Genomic DNA, 18,353 nt, shown 5'->3' on the forward strand with positions numbered 1-18,353 from the left:
GCCGCGGTGGGGGCGGCGAGCGGACCGCCGGCGACCCGGCGGTCATGGGCGGATTCGGGCGCACCGTGCCGGTCGTAACCGCCGTCGTAGGCGCCGTCGTACCCGTCGTTGTAGCCGTAGTCGTCGGGGCCGCCCATGTCGTCCTGGGGCGGGGCTCCCCGGCGGCCGCGCGGGTGCTGCGGCTCGTCGTCCATCCAGTCGTCGTCGTCGCGTCCCGCCCTGCTGGCCCGCAGGCCGAGGGCTACGAGGACGACCACGAGGACCACGACCACAATGAGGCCGAAGACCACGATGTAAGAAGTCATGCCACCACCCAATGCCTTGGCCCGGTGAGAGTCCCTGGCGCGGACCGCGAGTCCGTCCCGATTGTCGCAGGCGACCGGTGCTGCTCTGGTCGCCGCCGCCTCGGTCTAGCCCGATTCTGACCGACCGCTATGACCGTTGTCACACCCATCGCGCACATTCACCCTCGCACGGCACGTCCCGATCGGCCAATCCCGCCCGTCGGTACGCCCCTGTCGGCTCAGCCCCCCGGTGGGGTCCGCCCTGACCCTGGGCCCTGAGGCTCCATGGTCAACGCGCCTAGTTGCCGCCGAAGTTCCCGATGATCCTGCCCCGTCCGATCGTGTGCCGGGCGATGGCGGGGAGCGAGTCCTTCAGTGCGGCGCCGTCGGTGAACGGTTCCGGATGGTCCAGCGCGTAGATGGTGAACCGGTACCGGTGCCGTTCTCCCTTGGGCGGGCACGGCGGCGCGTAGCCCGCCTTCTTCTCTGTGGTCAACCCTTCGACGGTCCTGTCCAGCCGGGCGTCCTCGACGACTTCGTTCACCGTCCCGTCGATGCCCGCGATCACCCAGTGGACGCGGGCGCCGCCCGACGCGTCCGGGTCGTCCACGACGATCGCGTACGACCGCGTCCCGTTCGGCGTGCCCGACCACCGGAGCGGCGGGGTCTTTCCCTGCCCGCCAGGGTACGTCGTGCAGCCGTACCGCGGGGGCAAGTCCTGCCCATCGCGGAAGACCGGGCTGGTCACCGTGAACCACTCGGACAGTTCGGCGCTCTTGTTCTCCGGCTGGCCGAAGAGGCCGCAGCCGCCGACGGACGCGGCGACCGCGAGGGCGCCCGCCGCGGCCATGATCGGACGCCGGTCTCTGCTCATCATTCGATACGCTCCCGGGCGAGATCGTACGCGGCGCGCCGCCGGATCGCCGTCATCTCGGCCGCATGCGTCCCGCCCGCCGGCGCCCCTTCCTCGTAGGCCCCAACGATTCGGCCCCAACCTTAGGGCTTCGCCGGGACTGGAACGGGCCTTTCCCTCCACGCCGGGACGGCCGTCCGGCCGGACGGCCGCTGTGACCTTGGTCATGCGCGTTCTGGCCCGCTCCATCCCGCAAGTTGTAAAGGAGTGGCGGGTTTCACAGCCGTATCGCCCTCCCGCTTTGCCGGAACGGGAAGTTCTGCTGTTCTTCCGTGGTTATTGGTTGGTGTCAGGCACGTTCCATCGGCTAGCTTGTGAATGTCTTCACAAGCCGACCGTGACATTGGAGGCCGCAATGGCCAGGATCGCCCAGGAGAGCCCTGGCGCTCCCCACATCCTCATCGTGGGTGGCGGCTATGTGGGCATGTACACCGCCCTGCGCCTGCAGAAGAAGCTCAGACGCGAGCTCAAGCGGGGCGAGGTCAGGGTCACCGTCGTGGACCCCAACTCGTACATGACGTACCAGCCGTTCCTCCCGGAGGCCGCCGCCGGGAACATCTCCCCGCGGCACGTCGTCGTCCCGCTCCGCCGCGTCCTGCCCCGGTGCACCGTGCGCAAGGCCCGGGTCACCGAGCTGAACCACGACGAGGGGTGGGCGATCGTCCAGCCGCTGGCCGGGCCGCCGGAGCGGATCTCCTACGACTACCTTGTGATGGCGGCGGGCGCGGTGCCGCGGCTGCTGCCGATCCCCGGGCTCGCCGAGAACGGGATCAGCCTCAAGACCGTCGGCGAGGCCATCCACCTGCGCAACCACGTGCTGGAGCAGCTGGAGATCGCCGAGTCCACCGACGATGCCGAGCTGCGCCGCAAGGCCCTCACCTTCGTGTTCGTCGGCGGCGGGTTCGCCGGCGTCGAGGCGGTCGCGGAACTCGAGGACATGACCCGCGACGCCACGAAGTACATGCGCAAGGTCACCCCGCAGGACCTGCGGTTCATCCTCGTCGAGGCCGCCGGGCGCATCCTGCCCGAGGTCGGCCCCGACATGGGCAAGTGGACCGCCGAGCAGCTCCGCGGCCGCGGCATCGACGTCAAGATGAACACGCTGCTCGAGTCCGCCGTGGACGGGCGGATCGAGCTGTCGGACGGCAGTTCCTTCCAGGCCGGGACGCTGGTGTGGAACGCGGGCGTGAAGGCGGCGCCCGTCGTCCGGCGCGGCGGCCTGCCCGTGGACGAGAAGGGCCGCGTCAAGGGCACCGAGTACCTGACGATCGAGGGCATGGTGCGGGCGTTCACCGCCGGTGACAACGCCGCCATCCCGGACCTGACGCAGGAGGGCATGTACTGCCCGCCGAACGCGCAGCACGCCGTCCGCCAGGCCAAGCTCCTCGGCGACAACATCGTCCGCTCGCTGCGCGGGAAGACCCTCAAGCCCTACGTGCACGGCAACATCGGCGCGGTCGCCGGGCTCGGCCTGCACAAGGGCGTCGCCCAGACCTACGGGTTCAAGGTCAAGGGCTGGCCCGCCTGGTTCATGCACCGCACCTACCACGGCGCGAAGGTCCCGACCTTCAACCGCAAGCTGCGCGTCGTGGCGGACTGGACGCTCGCCCTGTTCCTCAAGCGGGAGACCGTCTCCCTCGCCACCGTCGAACAGCCGCGCGCCGACTTCCAGCTCGCCGCCCTGGACGACGTCCGCCCCAGGGACCGCGCGGCCGACCAGCCCAAGGAACCCGCCGCCTGACCCCGGCCGAACCTGTGCCCCGGCGGTACCCGCAACCGCCGGGGCACGCGCACACACGACACAGCGACCCGAACTGACTCACCCGCGCGCCGTCCCCAGCTACCTGAACTGACTCACCCGCGCGCCGTCCCCAGCCACCACAGCTACCCCGCAACAACCTCAACGCCTGCGATCGCGTCCGAAGGCAGGTTCCGAGCCTGCGAGGAACCTGATCGCGCAGCGAGCCGCAAGGCGAGCCGGAGCGATGCAGCAATCGCGCGCAGTGCCCGCCGAAGGGAAGGCCCTCTGGGGCCTGACCGCCAAGGGCAATGCAATGAGCTACGCGCGCTTCTTGAAGGCCCGCAGGGAGAGCGGCGCGAAGAGCAGGGAGAAGCCGATCCCCCAGATCAGGGCCGTCACCGCGTGTCCGAAGACGGGGCCGCCGACCAGCAGGCCGCGCATCGCCTCCACCAGGTGCGTCACCGGGCTGTTGTCCATGACGAACGCCAGCCCGGAGGGGATGCCGTCCGTGTTGGGGATGAACGCGGTGCTCATGAAGCTCAGCGGGAAGATCACCACGAACCCGAAGATCTGCACCTTCTCCGGCTCGTTCACCTTCATCGCGATGTAGACCGACGTCCAGGAGAACAGGACGGCGAAGGCCAGCAGCAGCGCGAACGCGGCGAACATGGCGATCACGTTCGTCTCGATGCGGAAGCCGATGATGAAGCCGACCACCAGGAGGATCGTCATCGACCACGCCTGCTTGGCGGTGTCGGCGATGATCCGTCCGGCGAGCGGGGCGCTGCGCGCGATCGGCAGGCTCCGGAACCGGTCGAAGACGCCCTTGGTGATGTCGGTGTTGAGGCCGAATCCGGTGCTCATCCCGGCGAACAGGGCGTTCTGCGCGATGATGCCGGGGATGACGACCGGCAGGTAGGCGTCAACGCTGCCCGACATCGCCGGGCCGAACACGTACGCGAACAGCAGCACGAACATGATGGGCTGGATGGACAGGTCCAGCAGCTCCATCGGGTTGTGCTTGATCTGGACCAGGTTGCGCCAGGCCAGCGTTGCGGTGTTGCGCAGGGCGGTGCCGGGCGCGACCCGCTTGGCGAGGTCCTGCGGCGCGAACGTCGCGGCGGTGGTCATGCGGACGCCCCTTCCTTGCTCGCCGACTCGGCGAGCTCGCCGGCCTCGGCGTCGATGTCTTCGGTGTGGTGGCCGGTGAGGGCGAAGAACACCTCGTCCAGGCTCGACTTGCGCAGCGACAGCTCGCCGATGGTGACGCCGGCGTCGTCGAGGCGGCGGACCACGGCGGGCATCAGCTCCGGGTCGGTGATCGGCGCGCTGACCCGGTCGTCGGCGAGTTCCGGGACGGTGTCGGTCAACTCCCCGACGATCTTCGCCACGGTCCGGGCGTCGGCGGCGTCCACCGGCCGGACCTCCAGCACCTGGCCGCCCACCTGCGCCTTGAGCATGTCGGACGTGCCGTGCGCGATGATCTGCCCGCGGTCGATCACGACGATGTCGTCGGCGAGATGGTCGGCCTCCTCCAGGTACTGCGTGGTGAGCAGCACGGTGACGCCGTCGCCGGTCAGGCCGCGCACGATGTCCCACAGGCCGTTGCGGCTGCGCGGGTCGAGGCCCGTGGTCGGCTCGTCGAGGAAGAGGATCTGCGGCCGTCCGACGAGGCTCGCCGCGAGGTCGAGCCGGCGGCGCATGCCGCCCGAGTACGTCTTGGCGGCGCGTTCGGCGGCGTCGGAGAGCTGGAACCTGTCGAGCAGCTCGGCGGCCCGCGCTTTGGCCGCGCGCCGGGACATCCCCAGCAGCCGGCCGATCAGGACGAGGTTCTCGGTGCCGGTGAGCATCTCGTCCACCCCGGCGTACTGGCCGGTGAGGCCGATGAGCTGCCGCACCTTGTGCGCCTCTTTGACCACGTCGAAGCCGCCGACCTGGGCGTTGCCGCTCGTCGGCTCGATCAGCGTCGCGAGGATCCGGGTCATGGTGGTCTTGCCGGCGCCGTTGGGGCCCAGCACTCCGAGGACCGTTCCCGGTGGGGCGGTGAGGGAGACGCCGGCCAGCGCCTGGGTCTCACCGAACCGCTTCTCCAGGCCGTCGGCCTGGATGGCGTATGTCATGTGATCTCCTGAGATCGTGTCGCCGGACGTCTCCGTCCCGGTCGAGACGGACCCGCCGAAAATATGCGGTGTCCTGGCTCGGATGCATCCAGTTTTTCCGCCGCCCAGCGGAACTCTGCAGGGGGCACCGGAGCTTCCCCAACATCGCATGCGCCACTGACAGAACGCCGGCGCCCGCGCGATTGTGCCCGGATCTGCCCGTCCGCGGGAGTCGGACCGGCGGGAGGGGGCCTCCGGCGTTCTAGACTCGCGGTGTGACGTCGGTGCGGCGCAGTCACCACAAGGACGGCGGGGGGCCGCACCCGCCGCGCCTGCGGCCGCCCGCACACCGGGTGTCGGCCCGCGCGATCGCGCACTGGGCGATCGAATACCTGCTCGTGTGGGGGCTCGCGTTCGGGCTCGCCCTCGGCGTGGCGGCGTGGGTGGGCGAGTCCGGCTGGGACGGCCTGCCCGGGTGGCTGTCGAGCCGGATCGGCTGGCTGCCGTACGTCGTGGGCGCCGCGGGGCTGCTGATGGTGACGGTCGCGCCCGTCTGGCGTTACCGCGTCCACCGCTGGGAGGTCAGCGCCGACGTCGTCTACACGCGGACGGGCTGGTTCAGCCGCGAATGGCTGCTGGTCCCCGTCGGCCGCATCCAGACCGTCGACACCCAGCAGGGCTGGATCGAGCGGATGCTGGGTCTCGCGACCATCGAGGTCAACACCGCGTCCCACGCGGGGTCCTCCGAGGTCACCGGGCTCCCGGCGGGCGTGGCGACCCGCCTCGCCGAGGACCTCGCGCATCGCGCCCACGACCTGCGCGACGACGCGACGTGACCACGGGAAGCGGCGAGCACGGCCCCGCGATCCGCCCCTACACCGGCCCCTCGCCCGCGGAGGACCCCACCGGTCGTGGTGAACCCGGTGGTGTCGAGCCCGGCGGTGCGGAGTGCGGCGGGCCGGGGCGCGGCGGTGCGGGGCCCGAGCCGGACGAGGCGCCCCCGCGGAAGGAGCGGCCGCGCGGCCAGCGGCTGCATCCGCTGACGTTCGTCGTCGGGGCCGTCCGCGAACTGCTCGCCCTCGTCGCCGCCGGCGCCACGGGCCTCGTGGTCGGCGGCCTGTCCACCGCGTTCTACTTCGCGCTCGCCGGGCTGTCGTTCGGCCTGCTCTTCCACGTGGTCGGCTGGCTGACGTTCACCTACGTGCTGTTCGACGACCGCATCGAGCTCCGGCGGGCGCTCATCGGGCGGTCGGTCAAGAGCATCCCGCGCGACCGGATCCGGGGGGTGGACATCAGCGCGTCCCTCCCGCACCGGGTCCTCGGCCTGGCGGTCGTCCACATCGACGCGGGCGCGGACGGCGGTGAGGGAGCGCTGAACGCGGTCTCCCTCGGGGAGGCCGAACGGCTGCGCCGCGTCCTCCTCTCGCGGGACGCCGCGGCCCCGCCGCGCCGCGTCCTCGCCCGGATGCGGCGGCGCTGGTACGTGTACGCGCCGCTGAGCGGCGCCTACCTGTTCACGCCCTTCGCGGTGGCGGGCTCCCTCCTCGGCACGATCTACAACCTCGGCGACGATCTCGGCCTCATCACGCGGGAGCGGGTGGAGAGCCTCGGCCACGACGTGGTCGGCCTGTCCACCGCCCTCGTCGTCGCGCTGGCGATCCTCGTCCTGCTCGCCATGCCGGTCATGTCGGTGGTCGTCTTCATGCTGTTCAACTGGGACTTCACCGTCCACCAGCGGGACGGCTCGCTCGTCATCGAGCGCGGCCTGGTCACCCGCCGGAGCGTCTCGCTGGAGCTGCGGCGGCTGCGCGGCGTCGAGCTCGCCGACAACCCCTTCGAGCGCGCCGCCGGGGTGACCCGGCTCGGCGCGCTCATCACCGGCCTCGGGGACGCCGCGCACCGCGGGCGCCTCCTGCCCGCCGCCCCGCGCCCGGTCGCCGAGGCCCTCGCCGCCCGCGTGCTCGGCGCCGTTCCCGGCCCGTTGACCGCGCATCCTCCGGCGGCCCGGAGCCGACGCGTCACCCGCGCGGTGGGGTTGCCGGCCGCCTTCGCCGTCCTCGCCGCCGTGACCGCCCAGCCTTGGGTCGCCTACGTGTTCGCGGTCCTCGCCGTCCTGGCGGTACCGCTCGGGCTCGACCGCTACCGCCAGCTCGGCCACGTCACCGACGGGGACCGGCTCAGCGTCCGGTCAGGCTCCCTGCGCCGCCGGCAGGTCGTCGTCGAGCACACCGCCATCGTCGGCTGGCGCATCCGCCGGACCGTCTTCCAGCGGCGGCTCGGCCTCGCCACCCTCGTCGCGGCGGTCGGCGCGGGCGACGGCGGCTACTCCGCGATCGACATGGCCGAAGGGGACGCCGTCGCTCTCGCCGCCGGGATCACGCCCGCCTGGCTGACCCCGTTCCTGGAGACCCCGCCCGAGGACTGACGCCTATTCGGGGCGGCGCGCACCGAACATGATCTCGTCCCACGACGGCACGGAGGCGCGCTTGCCCTTGGACTTGCGGCGCCGCGCGGGCCGCTGTGCGGCGGGCTCGCTGCTCGCGGCCGCCGCGGGCGCGGGCGGCTTGTCCTGCGCGGCGGGCATGGTCGGCCGGGCGGCCGGCTTCTTCTTCGCGGGCGTCCGCGCGGGCTGCCGCTGCCCCGGCCGCTGCGCCGGCGGCCTGCTCTCCCGCGCGGGCTTCTCCTCCTCGGCGGGCCCGCCCTCGCGGTCCCGCGCACCGGCCGCGGGCTCCGCAGCCTCGGCGTCGGCCGGCGCCTCCGCGGGCTCGGGTCCCGCGGCCTCCGCCGCTTCTGCTTCTGCCGCCTCCGCTGCTTCTGCCTCCTCCGCCGCAGCCTCCGCCGCGGCCCGCAACCGGGCGGCCCGCCGCGCGGGGGTCTCGGCGAGCCGGGACGCCGCGCGCTCGTCCGCCTTGCCGGACGATGCGTCGGTGCGGGCGGTGTCGGGCGTCTCGGTCTCCCCGGCGGTTTCGGGCTTCTCGCGGTCGGTGGTCCGCGATTCGGCGGTCTCGCGGTCGGGAGACGTGTCCTTGGGGTGCTCCGTCGCGACGGTTTCGCCGCGGCCGACGGTTTCGCCGCGGTCGGCCGTTTCGCGGTCGTCGGCCGTCTCCGCGGCCCCGGCGGATTCGGGGGCGCGTGTCTCGCTCGCTTCGCGGGGACGCGTGACCTCGCCGCCCTGGGCCGCACCTTCGGAACGGCCGGTCTCAGCGGTTCCGACGGTTTCGCGCGTTTCGGCGATGTCCTGGTCTTGGGCCTCGTCCTCGGCGAGGTTCGTCTCGGCGACGTCGCGCGGCTCGGCGTCCTCCCGGGCCTGGGCGGTGCCCCGGTCTTCGGAGACGTCCCGGGAAAGCTCGGGCTCAGCGCTGGACGCCTCCGCCTCCCCGGCGGTCGCGCGCTCTTCGGACATGTCGCGGTCGGTGGTGCGCACCGCGTCGGATTCGGGGCCTTCGCCAACGTCGGGCGTCTCGCGGTCTTCGGCCACCGCGTCGAAGCCGGACTCCTCGCGGGCGGACTCCTCGCGGTCGGTGTCGTCGCGGTCGGTGTCGTCGAGCGGCGGAGTCCGCACGGCCTCGGGGGCCTGTGTCCTTTCCGTGAAGCGGTCGGTCTCCGCCGTTTCACGGATGTGTGCGGTGCGGGATTCGCCGGTTTCGCGGGCCGGGGCGGCTCCGCGCTGCCGGGGCGCGTCCTGGAACCGGCCCGGCTCGGTCGTGTGCTGGGCGGGGGTCCTGCCGATGCCGGTGCCTTCGTGGGCGGCCTCGCGGAAGGCGCGGGGCTCGGCCATGCGGGGGGGCTCCGCCGGGTACTCGCGTGGCTCGGCGGGACGGAGCCGGCCGTGCGCGCCGGGCTGCACGGGCTCGCCCGGCAGCCCCCGGGCGGCCGGGTCGCGGTCGTTGGAGACGACCTTCATGGCGGGACGGCGCGGGACGAGCGGCGTGACGGTGTCGGAGAGCGCGTCGTCGTCCCATTCCACGGCGGTCAGGCGGGCGGCGATCTCGTCCAGCGGGAAGACGTGCCGGCGGCGCGGGTCGAAGGTCCACTCGGCGGCGTGCGGGCGGCCGTCGTCGAAGAAGGACAGGCGGACGCGCCAGGTGCCGTCCTCGCACTTCCAGGAGTCCCACTCGACCTCTTCGAGGTCGACGCCGCCCCGGCCGAGCCGCTCCTCGACGGTCTCCCCGAGGGGCGGGCCGGGGGTGGACTCGCCGGGACGCCGGACGGTGACGCGCTGCGCCTGCTGGGCCATGTACTCGCGTTCCTGCAGGACCGGGCCCTCGAACCAGCGGATGCGTTCGACCGGGATGCCCGCCGACTCCGCGATCTCTTCGGCGGTCTCGCCGGACCGGATCCGGGCCTGGATCTCCTTGGGACGCAAGGGACTCTCCACTTCGATCTCGAACTGGCCGAGGCGGGAGAAGTGCCCACGGACCGCCGCGCGGAGCCGGTCGTCGACGGGCAGGGTGAACCGGGTGCCCCGGCCCGCGGTCGCCAGGACGAGGTACGTACCGTCCTCGCTGACCGCGACGAGGCGCAGCTCCTGCATGCGTGTCCTTCCTGCCCTGTCCTGATGGCACGGAGGACGCCGGACCGCGCGACCATTCGTCTCACCGGTCGGCCGTCCGATGCCCACCGAGGGCGCATGCGTGCCCTTTCCCCCGGGTCCCCGAGTCTCTCTTTCGGACACACCTGCTGCCAGCACCGTACCCGGCATGTCCGAACATCGCCGCTCTCGAAGCCCCCTTCACGAGGTAGAAGAGGGCACCCGGCCAAGCTTGCCTGTGCCGCGACCCGCCCGGGGCCGGACTGCCTGATCCTTGTGCATCTTTTTCCACACTGTGCCCGGGGAGACCGCGGCACTCCATCTTTTTGACGTTGCGAGCGTCACGTCTTGGGGAGGAACAACCGGGTCGCCCGGATGAGTTAATGATCAAGGGGTACATGGCCATGAGACGGGGAGTGAATCAGGTCTATGCCGCGTAAGCCGGAGATCAGTACGACGCAGCTCGTCGCGAGTGCCATCGCGACGGCCGCGGCGGCCTTCGGCGCGTCCACCCTCGGGGTCTACGGGACGATCATCGGCGCGGCGCTGATGAGCGTGATCTCGACGGCCGGGTCGGCGGTCGGGCAGCACTACCTGGACCAGGGCCGCAACCAGCTCAAGGAAATGACGCACATGCAGGCGGCGGTGCGGCGCCGGGACGCGGCGGAGGACGCCGCGGAGGAGGCCAGGAGCGCCGATCCGACCCGGACCGTGGCGTGGCCCGGTGACCCGAACGCCACCCGGTTCGACCCCGCAGGCGGCGATCCCAACGCGACCCGGCTCGATCCCGGGGCCGGCGGCGACCCCAACGCCACCCGCGTGGACCCGGCCGAGGCGGTCGCCGGCTCGCTCGCCGCGGAGGCGGGCGAGGACGCGGTGCGGCAGGTCGCCCGGCGGTCGGCGTGGGGCAGCACGGTCGAGTGGGCCAAGGCGCACTGGGTGAAGCTGGCGGTCACGTCGGCCGCGGTGTTCGCGCTCGTCCTCGGCGGGATCACGATCTACGAGGCCGCGGCCGGGGAGCCCATCGGGCGTGGCGGCGGCGGGCTGACCGTCACCGAGGTGCTGGGCGGTGGCGGGCAGCAGCAGGACGGCCCGTCGCAGAACCCGACCGACGGCCCGGCCGAGCCCGGCGCCACTCCGGGTGAGACCCCGACGGGCGAGGCGCCGGCCACGGAGCCGGGCACGCCGCCGGACGAGGGGCAGACCGGGCAGCCGACCGGTCAGCCGACCCAGGCGCCCACGTCCGGGCCGACGACGTCGGTGCCGGCCGACCCGGACACCCCCGCGCCGACCGGAGCACCGGACGGCGGCCAGGATGGCGGGCAGGACCGCGGCCAGTCCCCGGGCGCCGGCGATCTCCAGGGCGAGTGACCCAGGGCGAGTGACCCCGGCCCAGAGTGGCCTCAGTCGCCGAAGACCTGCCTGGTGTAGGGGTTGGCGAAGCGCCGGTCCGGGTCGAGCTTGTCCCGCAGGGCGACGAAGTCGCCGAACCTCGGGTAGACCTTCTCCAGGTAGGCGGCGTCGCGGGTGTGCAGCTTGCCCCAGTGCGGGCGGCCTCCGAGGCCGGTCAGCAGGTCCTCGACGCCCCGGAAGTACTTCTCGTGCGGGTCGCGGTGGTAGACGTGCACGGCGATGAAGGCGCTGTGCCGTCCGTGCGCCATCGACAGCCAGGCGTCCTCCTGGGGGAGGAGCCGGACCTCGATGGGGAAGCTGATCCGCCAGTCCCTTTTGGTGAACAGGGCGCGGAGCTCACGCAGGGCGGGGACGAGCCGCTCCCGCGGGATCGCGTACTCCTGCTCCTTGAACCGGACCGCGCGCGGGCTGGTGAAGACCTTGTACGAGGTGTCGCTATAGGTGCGGGCACCGAGGGCCTTGGCGGAGATGCCGTTCACGAACGGCACCGTGGCGGGCGCCCTGTGCGTGACCTTGTTGATGACTTCGAAGACCGTGTTGGACAGGAACTTGTCGTCCAGCCAGTACCGGAACTTGGACAGCGGCTCGGCGGGACCCTCGGCGCGGTTGTTGCGCTTGGTCAGGCAGCCGTCGGTGTGCGGGAACCAGTAGAACTCGAAGTGCTCGTTGGCGGCCTCGAACTCGTCCACGCGTGCGAGGACCTCGTCCCACTTCATCGGCTGTTCCTGCGCCCGCAGGAGGAACGACGGGACGGTCCGCCAGGTGATGGCGGTGACGATGCCGAGCGCGCCCAGTCCCGCGCGGGCCGCGTCGAACAGGTCGGGGCGTTCCTCGCGCGAGCAGGTGACGATGGTCCCGTCGGCGAGCGCGAGTTCCAGTGCGGCGACCTGGGAGACGAGCCCGGCGACGTCGCGTCCGGTGCCGTGGGTGGCGGTCTGGAGGGCGCCGGCGACGGTCTGCTGCTGGATGTCGCCCATGTTGGCCAGCGCGAGACCGTGCTCGTCCAGGGTGCGGTTGAGCTCGTGGAGCGGGAGTCCCGCCTCGACGGTGACCAGCCCGGTCGCCGTGTCGACCGAGCGGACCGCGGTGAGCGCCGTGGGACGGAGCCGGACCCCCTCGGCGACGGCCGCGCCGGTGAAGGAGTGGCCCGTGCCCGTCATCCGGACCGTGAGGCCGTCGTCGGCGGCCGACCGGATCTGCGCGGCCACCTCTCCGGCGGTGCGCGGGGTGGCGACGCGATGCGCCGTGGCCTGCTGGTTTCCCGCCCAGTTCTGCCACTTCTGGTTCGTCACGGGTGACATGCGGCGACTCTACTCGCCCAAGGTTCATGAGGAAAGTTCATGTTTGTGCCGGGAGAGTCCGCCGATCGTGCCCGAGGCGCGGTCATGGATCGGGCGATAGCCTACGATCCGGTAACCACGGACATGGAACGTTGCGGACACCCGGCACGACATCGCTTCGTCCATGGTCGATCCCCATGATGGCGTGACATGGGGGGAAGAAGTGAAAAAGCGGGTAACCGTCCGTAGCGACACTCGTTGGGAATTGTTGTGGCTCCTCCATCAGCCCGGCGCACCGGCTCGATCGCGAACGCGGCCGCCAAGAAGGCGCCCTCGACCGCCCCCGAGCCCCGGGAACGCCCACCCGGCGCGGACGTGATCGCGAACGGCGGGACGCCCGGCGGAGCGAAGGCGGACGGCGCGAACGCGGCCGGCGCCCGCCCGCGCAGGCCGAAGCCGGAGAAGAAGGAGCGGCGGCCGCGGAACGGGTACGCGCGCCCGTCCAGGCGCGGCCCTGGATCGCCGCTGCTCATCGCCGGCATCGCGATCCTCGCCGCCGTGACCGCCTCCGGCGGCGTCTACACTGCGCTGACCACGGAGAAGCCGGACCGCGCCGAGGCCGACCCGGTGGCGGCCGCTCCGCCCGACAACCTGCAGGGCGACCCGGTCAACGTGGCCCGGAGCGGACAGGTCGCGCCGCTGGAGCGCGTCGTCCCGCCGGACGTGCTGGCGGTCGGCGGCGCCGCGATCTCCACCGCCAAGATCAAGAAGATCGCGAAGCTGAGCCAGGTCGGGGACGTGCTGGCGGTCGCGGGCGGCGCCGTCCAGCTCCAGGGCCGCCAGGTGAACGCGCTCGCCGTGGACCCGTCCGACTTCCGCGCCTGGACGCCGCCCGGGACGGCCAAGAAGACCGAGCTGTGGGAGGCCCTGGCCGGCGACCAGTTCGTGGTGTCCCCGGCGGCCTCCGAGCAGCTCCAGCTCGCGAAGGGCACCCGGTACCCGGTGGTGGGCCGCACGATGCCGTCCCTGACGATGGGCGGCTCCGGAAGCCTCGGCCTGCCCGGGATCGACCTGCTCGTCAGCCGGAAGTCCGGGACCGACATGGGTCTCATCCCCAACGTCGCCGTGCTGGTCAACGCTCCCGGCACGGACCCGGCCAAGGTCGCCAAGGCCGTGACCAAGATCCTCGGGCCCGGCACGGACGTGGTGAACCTGCACGAGTCCAAGTACCAGAGCCAGGCGGGCGGCGGTGGCGCCACCGGCTACATGGACCTGTACAAGCAGGCGGCCGGCACGTGCCCGGGGCTCTCCTGGACGGTCCTCGCCGCGATCGGCCAGGTCGAGAGCAGCCACGGGCGCAACGTCGGCCCGTCCAGCGCGGGCGCGCTCGGCCCGATGCAGTTCATGCCCGCCACGTGGAAGGCGTACGGGGTGGACGGCGACCGGGACGGCAAGGCCGACATCATGAACCCCTACGACGCCATTCCGGGCGCGGCCAACTACCTGTGCGCGAACGGCGCGGGCAAGGGCGGCAAGCAGCTCTACAACGCGATCTGGCACTACAACCACGCCCACTGGTACGTGCAGAAGGTCCTCAACCTGGCCAAGGCGTACGCGGCGCGCTACGACTGACCGGCGCGACCGACCGGCGCGCTCCGCTGCCCGCCGCGCGGAAAGGGCTCTCCAAGGATCACCGGCCCGGAACGGGGCACCGCCGCAGGGCTGATTGGATGGGGAGCATGACGTCGTACGACGCGTTGCTTCTGCTGTCCTTCGGCGGGCCCGAGGGGCCCGATGACGTGCTCCCGTTCCTGGAGAACGTGACCCGCGGCCGCGACATCCCGCGGGAACGCCTGGAAGAGGTGGGCGAGCACTACTACCTGTTCGGCGGGGTCAGTCCGATCAACCAGCTGTGCCGGGACCTCAAGGCCGCGATCGAGACCGACTTCGCCGACCATGGCGTGGGCCTCCCCGTCTACTGGGGGAACCGGAACTGGACTCCCTACCTCGCCGACACCGTCCGGCAGATGAAGGCCGACGGGATACGGCGCGCGGCGGCCTTCGTCACGTCCGCCTACAGCGGGTTTTCCACCAACGACCAGTACCTCGAAGACATTGCGCGCGCGCGTGAAGAGGTCCAGGACGCACCCGAGATCGACAAGCTGCCCGTCTACTCCGGCAGGCCCGAGTTCATCGAACCGTTCGTGGACGCGACGAAGGACGCGCTGAGCCGTCTCCCAGAAGGCGCCCGCCTGGTCTTCACCGCGCACAGCGTGCCCCTGTCCCAGCCCAACCAGGAGAAGTACGTCGCGGAGCTTGAGGAGGCCACGCGGGCGGTGGCGCAGAAGGCCGCCCCAGGAGCGCCGTGGGACCTGGTCTACCAGAGCCGGAGCGGCCCGCCCGGCCAGCCCTGGCTGGAGCCCCAGATCACCGATCACCTGAGCGACCTGCACGGCGAGGGCGTCCGTGCAGTCGCGGTCGTCCCCATCGGATTCGTCTCCGACCACATGGAGGTCAAGTACGACCTCGACGTCGAGGCCGCCGATCTCGCCGCGGACCTCGGCATCGCGTTCGCCCGCGCCGGGACGCCCGGGACCGATCCCCGGTTCGCCACCCTGCCCCGCCGGCTCCTGGCAGACGCCCGATGAGCGCCGCGGGCACGGCGGACCTCGCCGCGGAACTGCTCGAACTGGCCGCCGCGACCGCGCGGGAGGCCGGCCGGATGCTGGTCGACAAGCGCCCGGTGGACGGCCCGGACGTCGTGCAGACCAAGTCGTCCCCGACCGACGTCGTCACCCAGATGGACCGGGCCGCCGAGCAGCTGATCATCGAGCGGATCCGGGCGGTGCGCCCCGACGACGCGTTCCTCGGCGAGGAGGGCGGCACCCGCGCCGGCGGCAGCGGCGTCCGCTGGGTGGTCGACCCCATCGACGGGACCGTGAACTACCTCTACGACCTGCCCGACTGGGCGGTCAGCATCGCCGCGGAGGTGGACGGCACGACCGTCGCCGGGGCGGTGGACATGCCGCGCCGCGGCGAGTCCTGCACGGCCGTGCGCGGCGGCGGAGCCCTCCTGCACACCGCGTCCGGCACGCGCGAACTCCGCGTGAACGCCGGGGTGCCGATCGGCGAGGCGCTCGTGGCCACGGGGTTCGGCTACGAGGCGGGGCGGCGGGCCGGGCAGGCGCGGGTCCTCACCGGCGTGCTGCCGGGTGTCCGCGACATCAGGCGCGGCGGCTCCTGCTGCGTGGACCTGTGCTCGCTCGCCGCGGGACGTGTCGACGCCTACTACGAGCGCGGCGTCCAGGCGTGGGACGTCGCCGCGGGAGCGCTGATCGTCCAGGAGGCGGGCGGGCGCGTCGAGGGCCTGCACGGGACGCCCGCGAGCCCGGAGCTGACCATCGCCGCGGGGCCGGGCACGTTCGAGGCGCTGCACGACCTCCTGGCCCCGCTCGACCCGCTCACCGACTGACCGTGCGCACTGACCGTGCGCGGGCGGACGGTCCGGAATGAGAAGGGAGCCCTGGACGGGGGTGTCCGGGGCTCCCGTGACGCTCGTACGTCCCTCAGTCGCAGCGGGGTGCTTCGACGCCTATGTCGTTGTTCGCTGCGATCCGGCGCAGATCGTTGATCTCCTCCTGGCGGATGTCGGCCAGGTAGGTGTCCCCATCTGCGTGGGCGCTCCGCAGCGACGCGTAAGCGTCATCGAGCCGCTGCTGGATCATGCGTGTCAACTCGCCCATGGGCCTCCTCCCGGATCCTGCCCATGCCTACCCAGCCATAGGCTGAAGATAAACCTGTGCGTCGATGCAAATTTCGCGGATTCTTGCGTCCGTGGTGTTGTGCTTCGGCGGACACCGGTCGAACAGGTGCTTACGGGCGTCTTACGGCTCCCGTGTCATATCTGGAACCGCGGGGGCGCGCCGCGCCCCGACCAGGAGGGGGACCCTGTGCGTGTGCTAGTCGTCGAGGACGAGCGCGTGCTCGCCGACGCGATCGCCACCGGCCTGCGCAGGGAGGCGCTGGCCGTGGACGTCGCCTACGACGGCGCGGGTGCGCTGGAGCGCGCCGGCGTCAACGACTACGACGTCATCGTGCTGGACCGCGACCTGCCCAAGGTCCACGGCGACGACGTCTGCAAGCAGCTCGTCGCGCAGCGCTACCCGGCGCGGATCATCATGCTCACCGCGGCGGGCGAGCTCGACGACCGCGTCGAGGGCCTGTCCATCGGCGCGGACGACTACCTGGCCAAGCCGTTCGCGTTCGCCGAGCTGATCGCCCGCGTGCGGGCCCTCGGCCGCCGCGCCGCCGCGCCGCTGCCGCCGGTGCTGGAGCGCGCCGGGATCACGCTCGACCCGGCGCGCCGCGACGTCGCCCGCGACGGCCGCCCGGTCGAGCTGACCCGCAAGGAGTTCGCGGTGCTGGAGGTGCTGCTGAGCGCGGACGGCGCCGTCGTCAGCTCCGAGCACCTCCTCGAGAAGGCGTGGGACGAGCACATCGACCCGTTCACCAACGTCGTGCGGGTCACGATGATGACGCTGCGCAAGAAGCTCGGCGACCCGCCGGTCATCGAGACCGTGCCCGGCGTGGGGTACCGGCTGTGAACGCCGGGCCCGTACCGCCCGGCGGCCCTGACGAGCCGTCCGCGGGCTCGGACGCGACTCCCGGGGGGCCGGACCAGGGGCAGGGGCCGGGCTCGCGTGACGGGCAGCCGCACGCCGCCCAGCAGCCGGGCACGGGCGGGCCGGGCACGGGCGGGCCGCACACCGGACAGCCGGGGGCGCCGGGCGAGGACGAGGGGCAGGCCACCCAGCCGACCGCCGTCCCGGGCGGCCGCCGCGGCGGCCGGTGGCGGCGGCCCGGCCCGCAGCAGGTGCCGCACCGGGTGCCGCCGCAGTACCCGGCCCCGGCCACCGGCGGCGGATGGCCTCGCGACGGCGGGTCGTTCACCGACCTGAAGGCGCTGCCCGGCCGGATGAGCGTCCGGCTGCGCCTCACCCTGCTGTACGGGCTGCTGTTCTTCATGGCCGGGGCGCTGCTGCTGTTCGTGATGACGGTGCTGATGGCCAACATCCTCGGCAACGTCCAGGTGATCGGGTTCGGCATCTCCGAAGCCGAGGCCGCCGAGCTGAAACGCCAGTTCGTCGAGCAGACGATGAAGCAGCTGCTCGGACGGTCGCTGCTCGCCCTCGCCGGGGTCGGGATCATCACGCTGGTGCTCGGCTGGTTCGTCGCCGACCGCGCGCTCAGCCCGCTGCAGCGGGTCACCACCACGGCGCGCAGGCTGTCGGAGAGCACGCTGCACGAGCGGATCGCGCTGGAGGGCCCCGACGACGAGATCAAGGAGCTGGCCGACACCTTCGACGCGATGCTGGAGCGGCTCGGGCAGGCGTTCGACTCGCAGCGCCGGTTCGTCGCCAACGCCTCGCACGAACTGCGCACGCCCCTCGCGATCAACCGGACGCTGCTGGAGGTCGCGCTCGGCGACCCGGAGGTGTCGGACGACCTGCGCGCCGTCGGCCGGACCCTGCTGGCGACCAACGCCCGGCACGAACGGCTCATCGAGGGCCTGCTGCTGCTGGCCCGCAGCGAGCGGGAGCTGACCACCCGCACGCCGGTCGACCTTGCCGAGGTGGCCGCCACGGTGCTGGAGCACTCGGCGCGCCGTGACCACGACAACGACGTGTCCGTCCACCCGGAGCTGACGCCCGGGACGGCGCTCGGCGACCCGGTGCTGCTGGAGCATCTGGTGTCCAACCTGGTCGAGAACGCGATGAAGCACAACGAGGCGGACGGCGGCGAGCTGTGGATCCGCACCGGCATGCTGGAGGGCTACGCCACCGTGCAGGTCGAGAACACCGGTCCGGCCGTCCCCGCCTACGAGGTGGAGCGGCTGTTCGAGCCGTTCCGGCGGCTGAACGCCGACCGGGTCGAGTCGGCGAAGGGCGCCGGCCTCGGGCTGTCGATCGTCCGGTCGGTGGTGCTGGCGCACCGGGGCGCCGTCTACGCCGCGCCCCGCCCCGGCGGCGGGCTGATCGTCACCGTCCGCCTCCCACCCGGCTGAGCGCCCGTCCCGCGCCGCCCCGCGCGCC

General features: G+C 72.4%; 15 protein-coding genes and 1 pseudogene. 9 read left to right on the forward strand and 7 right to left on the reverse strand.

Features of this window, described 5'->3' with window-relative positions:
- Both E1289_RS17895 and E1289_RS17900 read right to left on the reverse strand, forming a co-directional pair.
- Nucleotides 1-305, reverse strand: a pseudogene (locus tag E1289_RS17895) (hypothetical protein); the annotation flags it as partial.
- Nucleotides 306-582: 277 nt separating this feature from the next.
- Nucleotides 583-1,158 (reverse strand): YbhB/YbcL family Raf kinase inhibitor-like protein, encoded by a 576-nt coding sequence (locus E1289_RS17900; protein WP_131981601.1) that lies wholly within the window; start codon nucleotides 1,156-1,158, stop codon nucleotides 583-585.
- 394 nt (nucleotides 1,159-1,552) lie between these two features.
- Here E1289_RS17900 and E1289_RS17905 point away from each other — a divergent pair, with 394 nt between their 5' ends.
- Nucleotides 1,553-2,938: an NAD(P)/FAD-dependent oxidoreductase gene (locus E1289_RS17905; RefSeq protein WP_131981550.1), complete on the forward strand. Its 1,386-nt coding sequence runs from the start codon at nucleotides 1,553-1,555 to the stop codon at nucleotides 2,936-2,938.
- A 318-nt stretch (nucleotides 2,939-3,256) separates the two neighbouring features.
- On the opposite strand, the gene E1289_RS17910 is transcribed toward E1289_RS17905, so the two are convergent.
- Both E1289_RS17910 and E1289_RS17915 read right to left on the reverse strand, forming a co-directional pair.
- On the reverse strand, nucleotides 3,257-4,069 hold the full coding sequence (locus E1289_RS17910) for an ABC transporter permease (RefSeq protein ID WP_131981552.1): 813 nt from the start codon (nucleotides 4,067-4,069) through the stop codon (nucleotides 3,257-3,259).
- Nucleotides 4,066-5,058 (reverse strand): ATP-binding cassette domain-containing protein, encoded by a 993-nt coding sequence (locus E1289_RS17915; RefSeq protein ID WP_131981554.1) that lies wholly within the window; start codon nucleotides 5,056-5,058, stop codon nucleotides 4,066-4,068. Before E1289_RS17915 ends, E1289_RS17910 begins: the two co-directional genes overlap by 4 nt.
- A gap of 254 nt (nucleotides 5,059-5,312) precedes the next feature.
- Between E1289_RS17915 and E1289_RS17920 the strand changes: the two genes are divergently transcribed.
- Together E1289_RS17920 and E1289_RS17925 are read left to right on the forward strand one after the other, a co-directional pair.
- Nucleotides 5,313-5,873: a PH domain-containing protein gene (locus E1289_RS17920; protein ID WP_131981556.1), complete on the forward strand. Its 561-nt coding sequence runs from the start codon at nucleotides 5,313-5,315 to the stop codon at nucleotides 5,871-5,873.
- Nucleotides 5,870-7,462, forward strand: a complete 1,593-nt coding sequence (locus E1289_RS17925) for a PH domain-containing protein (protein WP_243712895.1) — start codon at nucleotides 5,870-5,872, stop codon at nucleotides 7,460-7,462. Before E1289_RS17920 ends, E1289_RS17925 begins: the two co-directional genes overlap by 4 nt.
- A gap of 3 nt (nucleotides 7,463-7,465) precedes the next feature.
- Here E1289_RS17925 and sepH read toward each other — a convergent pair whose 3' ends face one another.
- Nucleotides 7,466-9,571 carry a septation protein SepH gene (gene sepH / locus E1289_RS39635; RefSeq protein ID WP_243712897.1) on the reverse strand — a complete coding sequence of 702 codons (2,106 nt, stop codon included), beginning with the start codon at nucleotides 9,569-9,571 and terminating at the stop codon, nucleotides 7,466-7,468.
- Between the two features lie 426 nt (nucleotides 9,572-9,997).
- Between sepH and E1289_RS17935 the strand changes: the two genes are divergently transcribed.
- On the forward strand, nucleotides 9,998-10,939 hold the full coding sequence (locus E1289_RS17935) for a hypothetical protein (protein WP_131981558.1): 942 nt from the start codon (nucleotides 9,998-10,000) through the stop codon (nucleotides 10,937-10,939).
- Between the two features lie 32 nt (nucleotides 10,940-10,971).
- Here the strand turns inward: E1289_RS17935 and E1289_RS17940 are convergent, their stop codons facing one another.
- A complete protein-coding gene (locus tag E1289_RS17940) occupies nucleotides 10,972-12,282 on the reverse strand; it encodes a D-arabinono-1,4-lactone oxidase (protein WP_131981561.1) in 1,311 nt (436 codons plus the stop codon).
- 249 nt (nucleotides 12,283-12,531) lie between these two features.
- Between E1289_RS17940 and E1289_RS17945 the strand changes: the two genes are divergently transcribed.
- The 3 genes from E1289_RS17945 (at nucleotide 12,532) to E1289_RS17955 (ending at nucleotide 15,733) form a co-directional block, all read left to right on the forward strand.
- Nucleotides 12,532-13,893, forward strand: a complete 1,362-nt coding sequence (locus E1289_RS17945) for a lytic transglycosylase domain-containing protein (protein ID WP_243712898.1) — start codon at nucleotides 12,532-12,534, stop codon at nucleotides 13,891-13,893.
- Nucleotides 13,894-14,000: 107 nt separating this feature from the next.
- Nucleotides 14,001-14,909: a ferrochelatase gene (locus tag E1289_RS17950; protein ID WP_131981563.1), complete on the forward strand. Its 909-nt coding sequence runs from the start codon at nucleotides 14,001-14,003 to the stop codon at nucleotides 14,907-14,909.
- Entirely contained in the window at nucleotides 14,906-15,733 is an 828-nt protein-coding gene (locus E1289_RS17955) for an inositol monophosphatase family protein (RefSeq protein WP_131981565.1), read from the forward strand. The genes E1289_RS17950 and E1289_RS17955 overlap by 4 nt, the downstream gene beginning before the upstream one ends.
- 94 nt (nucleotides 15,734-15,827) lie before the next feature.
- Here the strand turns inward: E1289_RS17955 and E1289_RS38265 are convergent, their stop codons facing one another.
- Nucleotides 15,828-16,004 carry a hypothetical protein gene (locus E1289_RS38265; RefSeq protein WP_165970526.1) on the reverse strand — a complete coding sequence of 59 codons (177 nt, stop codon included), beginning with the start codon at nucleotides 16,002-16,004 and terminating at the stop codon, nucleotides 15,828-15,830.
- Between the two features lie 207 nt (nucleotides 16,005-16,211).
- Here E1289_RS38265 and E1289_RS17960 point away from each other — a divergent pair, with 207 nt between their 5' ends.
- Both E1289_RS17960 and E1289_RS17965 read left to right on the forward strand, forming a co-directional pair.
- Entirely contained in the window at nucleotides 16,212-16,865 is a 654-nt protein-coding gene (locus tag E1289_RS17960; protein WP_131981567.1) for a response regulator transcription factor, read from the forward strand.
- On the forward strand, nucleotides 16,862-18,325 hold the full coding sequence (locus E1289_RS17965) for a HAMP domain-containing sensor histidine kinase (protein WP_243712900.1): 1,464 nt from the start codon (nucleotides 16,862-16,864) through the stop codon (nucleotides 18,323-18,325). Before E1289_RS17960 ends, E1289_RS17965 begins: the two co-directional genes overlap by 4 nt.
- The last annotated feature ends 28 nt before the right edge of the window (nucleotides 18,326-18,353 follow it).

This window comes from Actinomadura sp. 6K520, from assembly GCF_004349245.1.
Taxonomy (GTDB): Bacteria; Actinomycetota; Actinomycetes; order Streptosporangiales; family Streptosporangiaceae; genus Spirillospora.

What these genes read in the sequence shown, in the direction of transcription:
- E1289_RS17900 (WP_131981601.1), bottom strand. Translation starts at nt 1,158, where the DNA reads ATGAGCAGAGACCGGCGTCCGATCATGGCCGCGGCGGGCGCCCTCGCG.
- E1289_RS17905 (WP_131981550.1), top strand. Translation starts at nt 1,553, where the DNA reads ATGGCCAGGATCGCCCAGGAGAGCCCTGGCGCTCCCCACATCCTCATC.
- E1289_RS17910 (WP_131981552.1), bottom strand. Translation starts at nt 4,069, where the DNA reads ATGACCACCGCCGCGACGTTCGCGCCGCAGGACCTCGCCAAGCGGGTC.
- E1289_RS17915 (WP_131981554.1), bottom strand. Translation starts at nt 5,058, where the DNA reads ATGACATACGCCATCCAGGCCGACGGCCTGGAGAAGCGGTTCGGTGAG.
- sepH (WP_243712897.1), bottom strand. Translation starts at nt 9,571, where the DNA reads ATGCAGGAGCTGCGCCTCGTCGCGGTCAGCGAGGACGGTACGTACCTC.
- E1289_RS17935 (WP_131981558.1), top strand. Translation starts at nt 9,998, where the DNA reads ATGCCGCGTAAGCCGGAGATCAGTACGACGCAGCTCGTCGCGAGTGCC.
- E1289_RS17940 (WP_131981561.1), bottom strand. Translation starts at nt 12,282, where the DNA reads ATGTCACCCGTGACGAACCAGAAGTGGCAGAACTGGGCGGGAAACCAG.
- E1289_RS17950 (WP_131981563.1), top strand. Translation starts at nt 14,001, where the DNA reads ATGACGTCGTACGACGCGTTGCTTCTGCTGTCCTTCGGCGGGCCCGAG.
- E1289_RS17955 (WP_131981565.1), top strand. Translation starts at nt 14,906, where the DNA reads ATGAGCGCCGCGGGCACGGCGGACCTCGCCGCGGAACTGCTCGAACTG.
- E1289_RS38265 (WP_165970526.1), bottom strand. Translation starts at nt 16,004, where the DNA reads ATGGGCGAGTTGACACGCATGATCCAGCAGCGGCTCGATGACGCTTAC.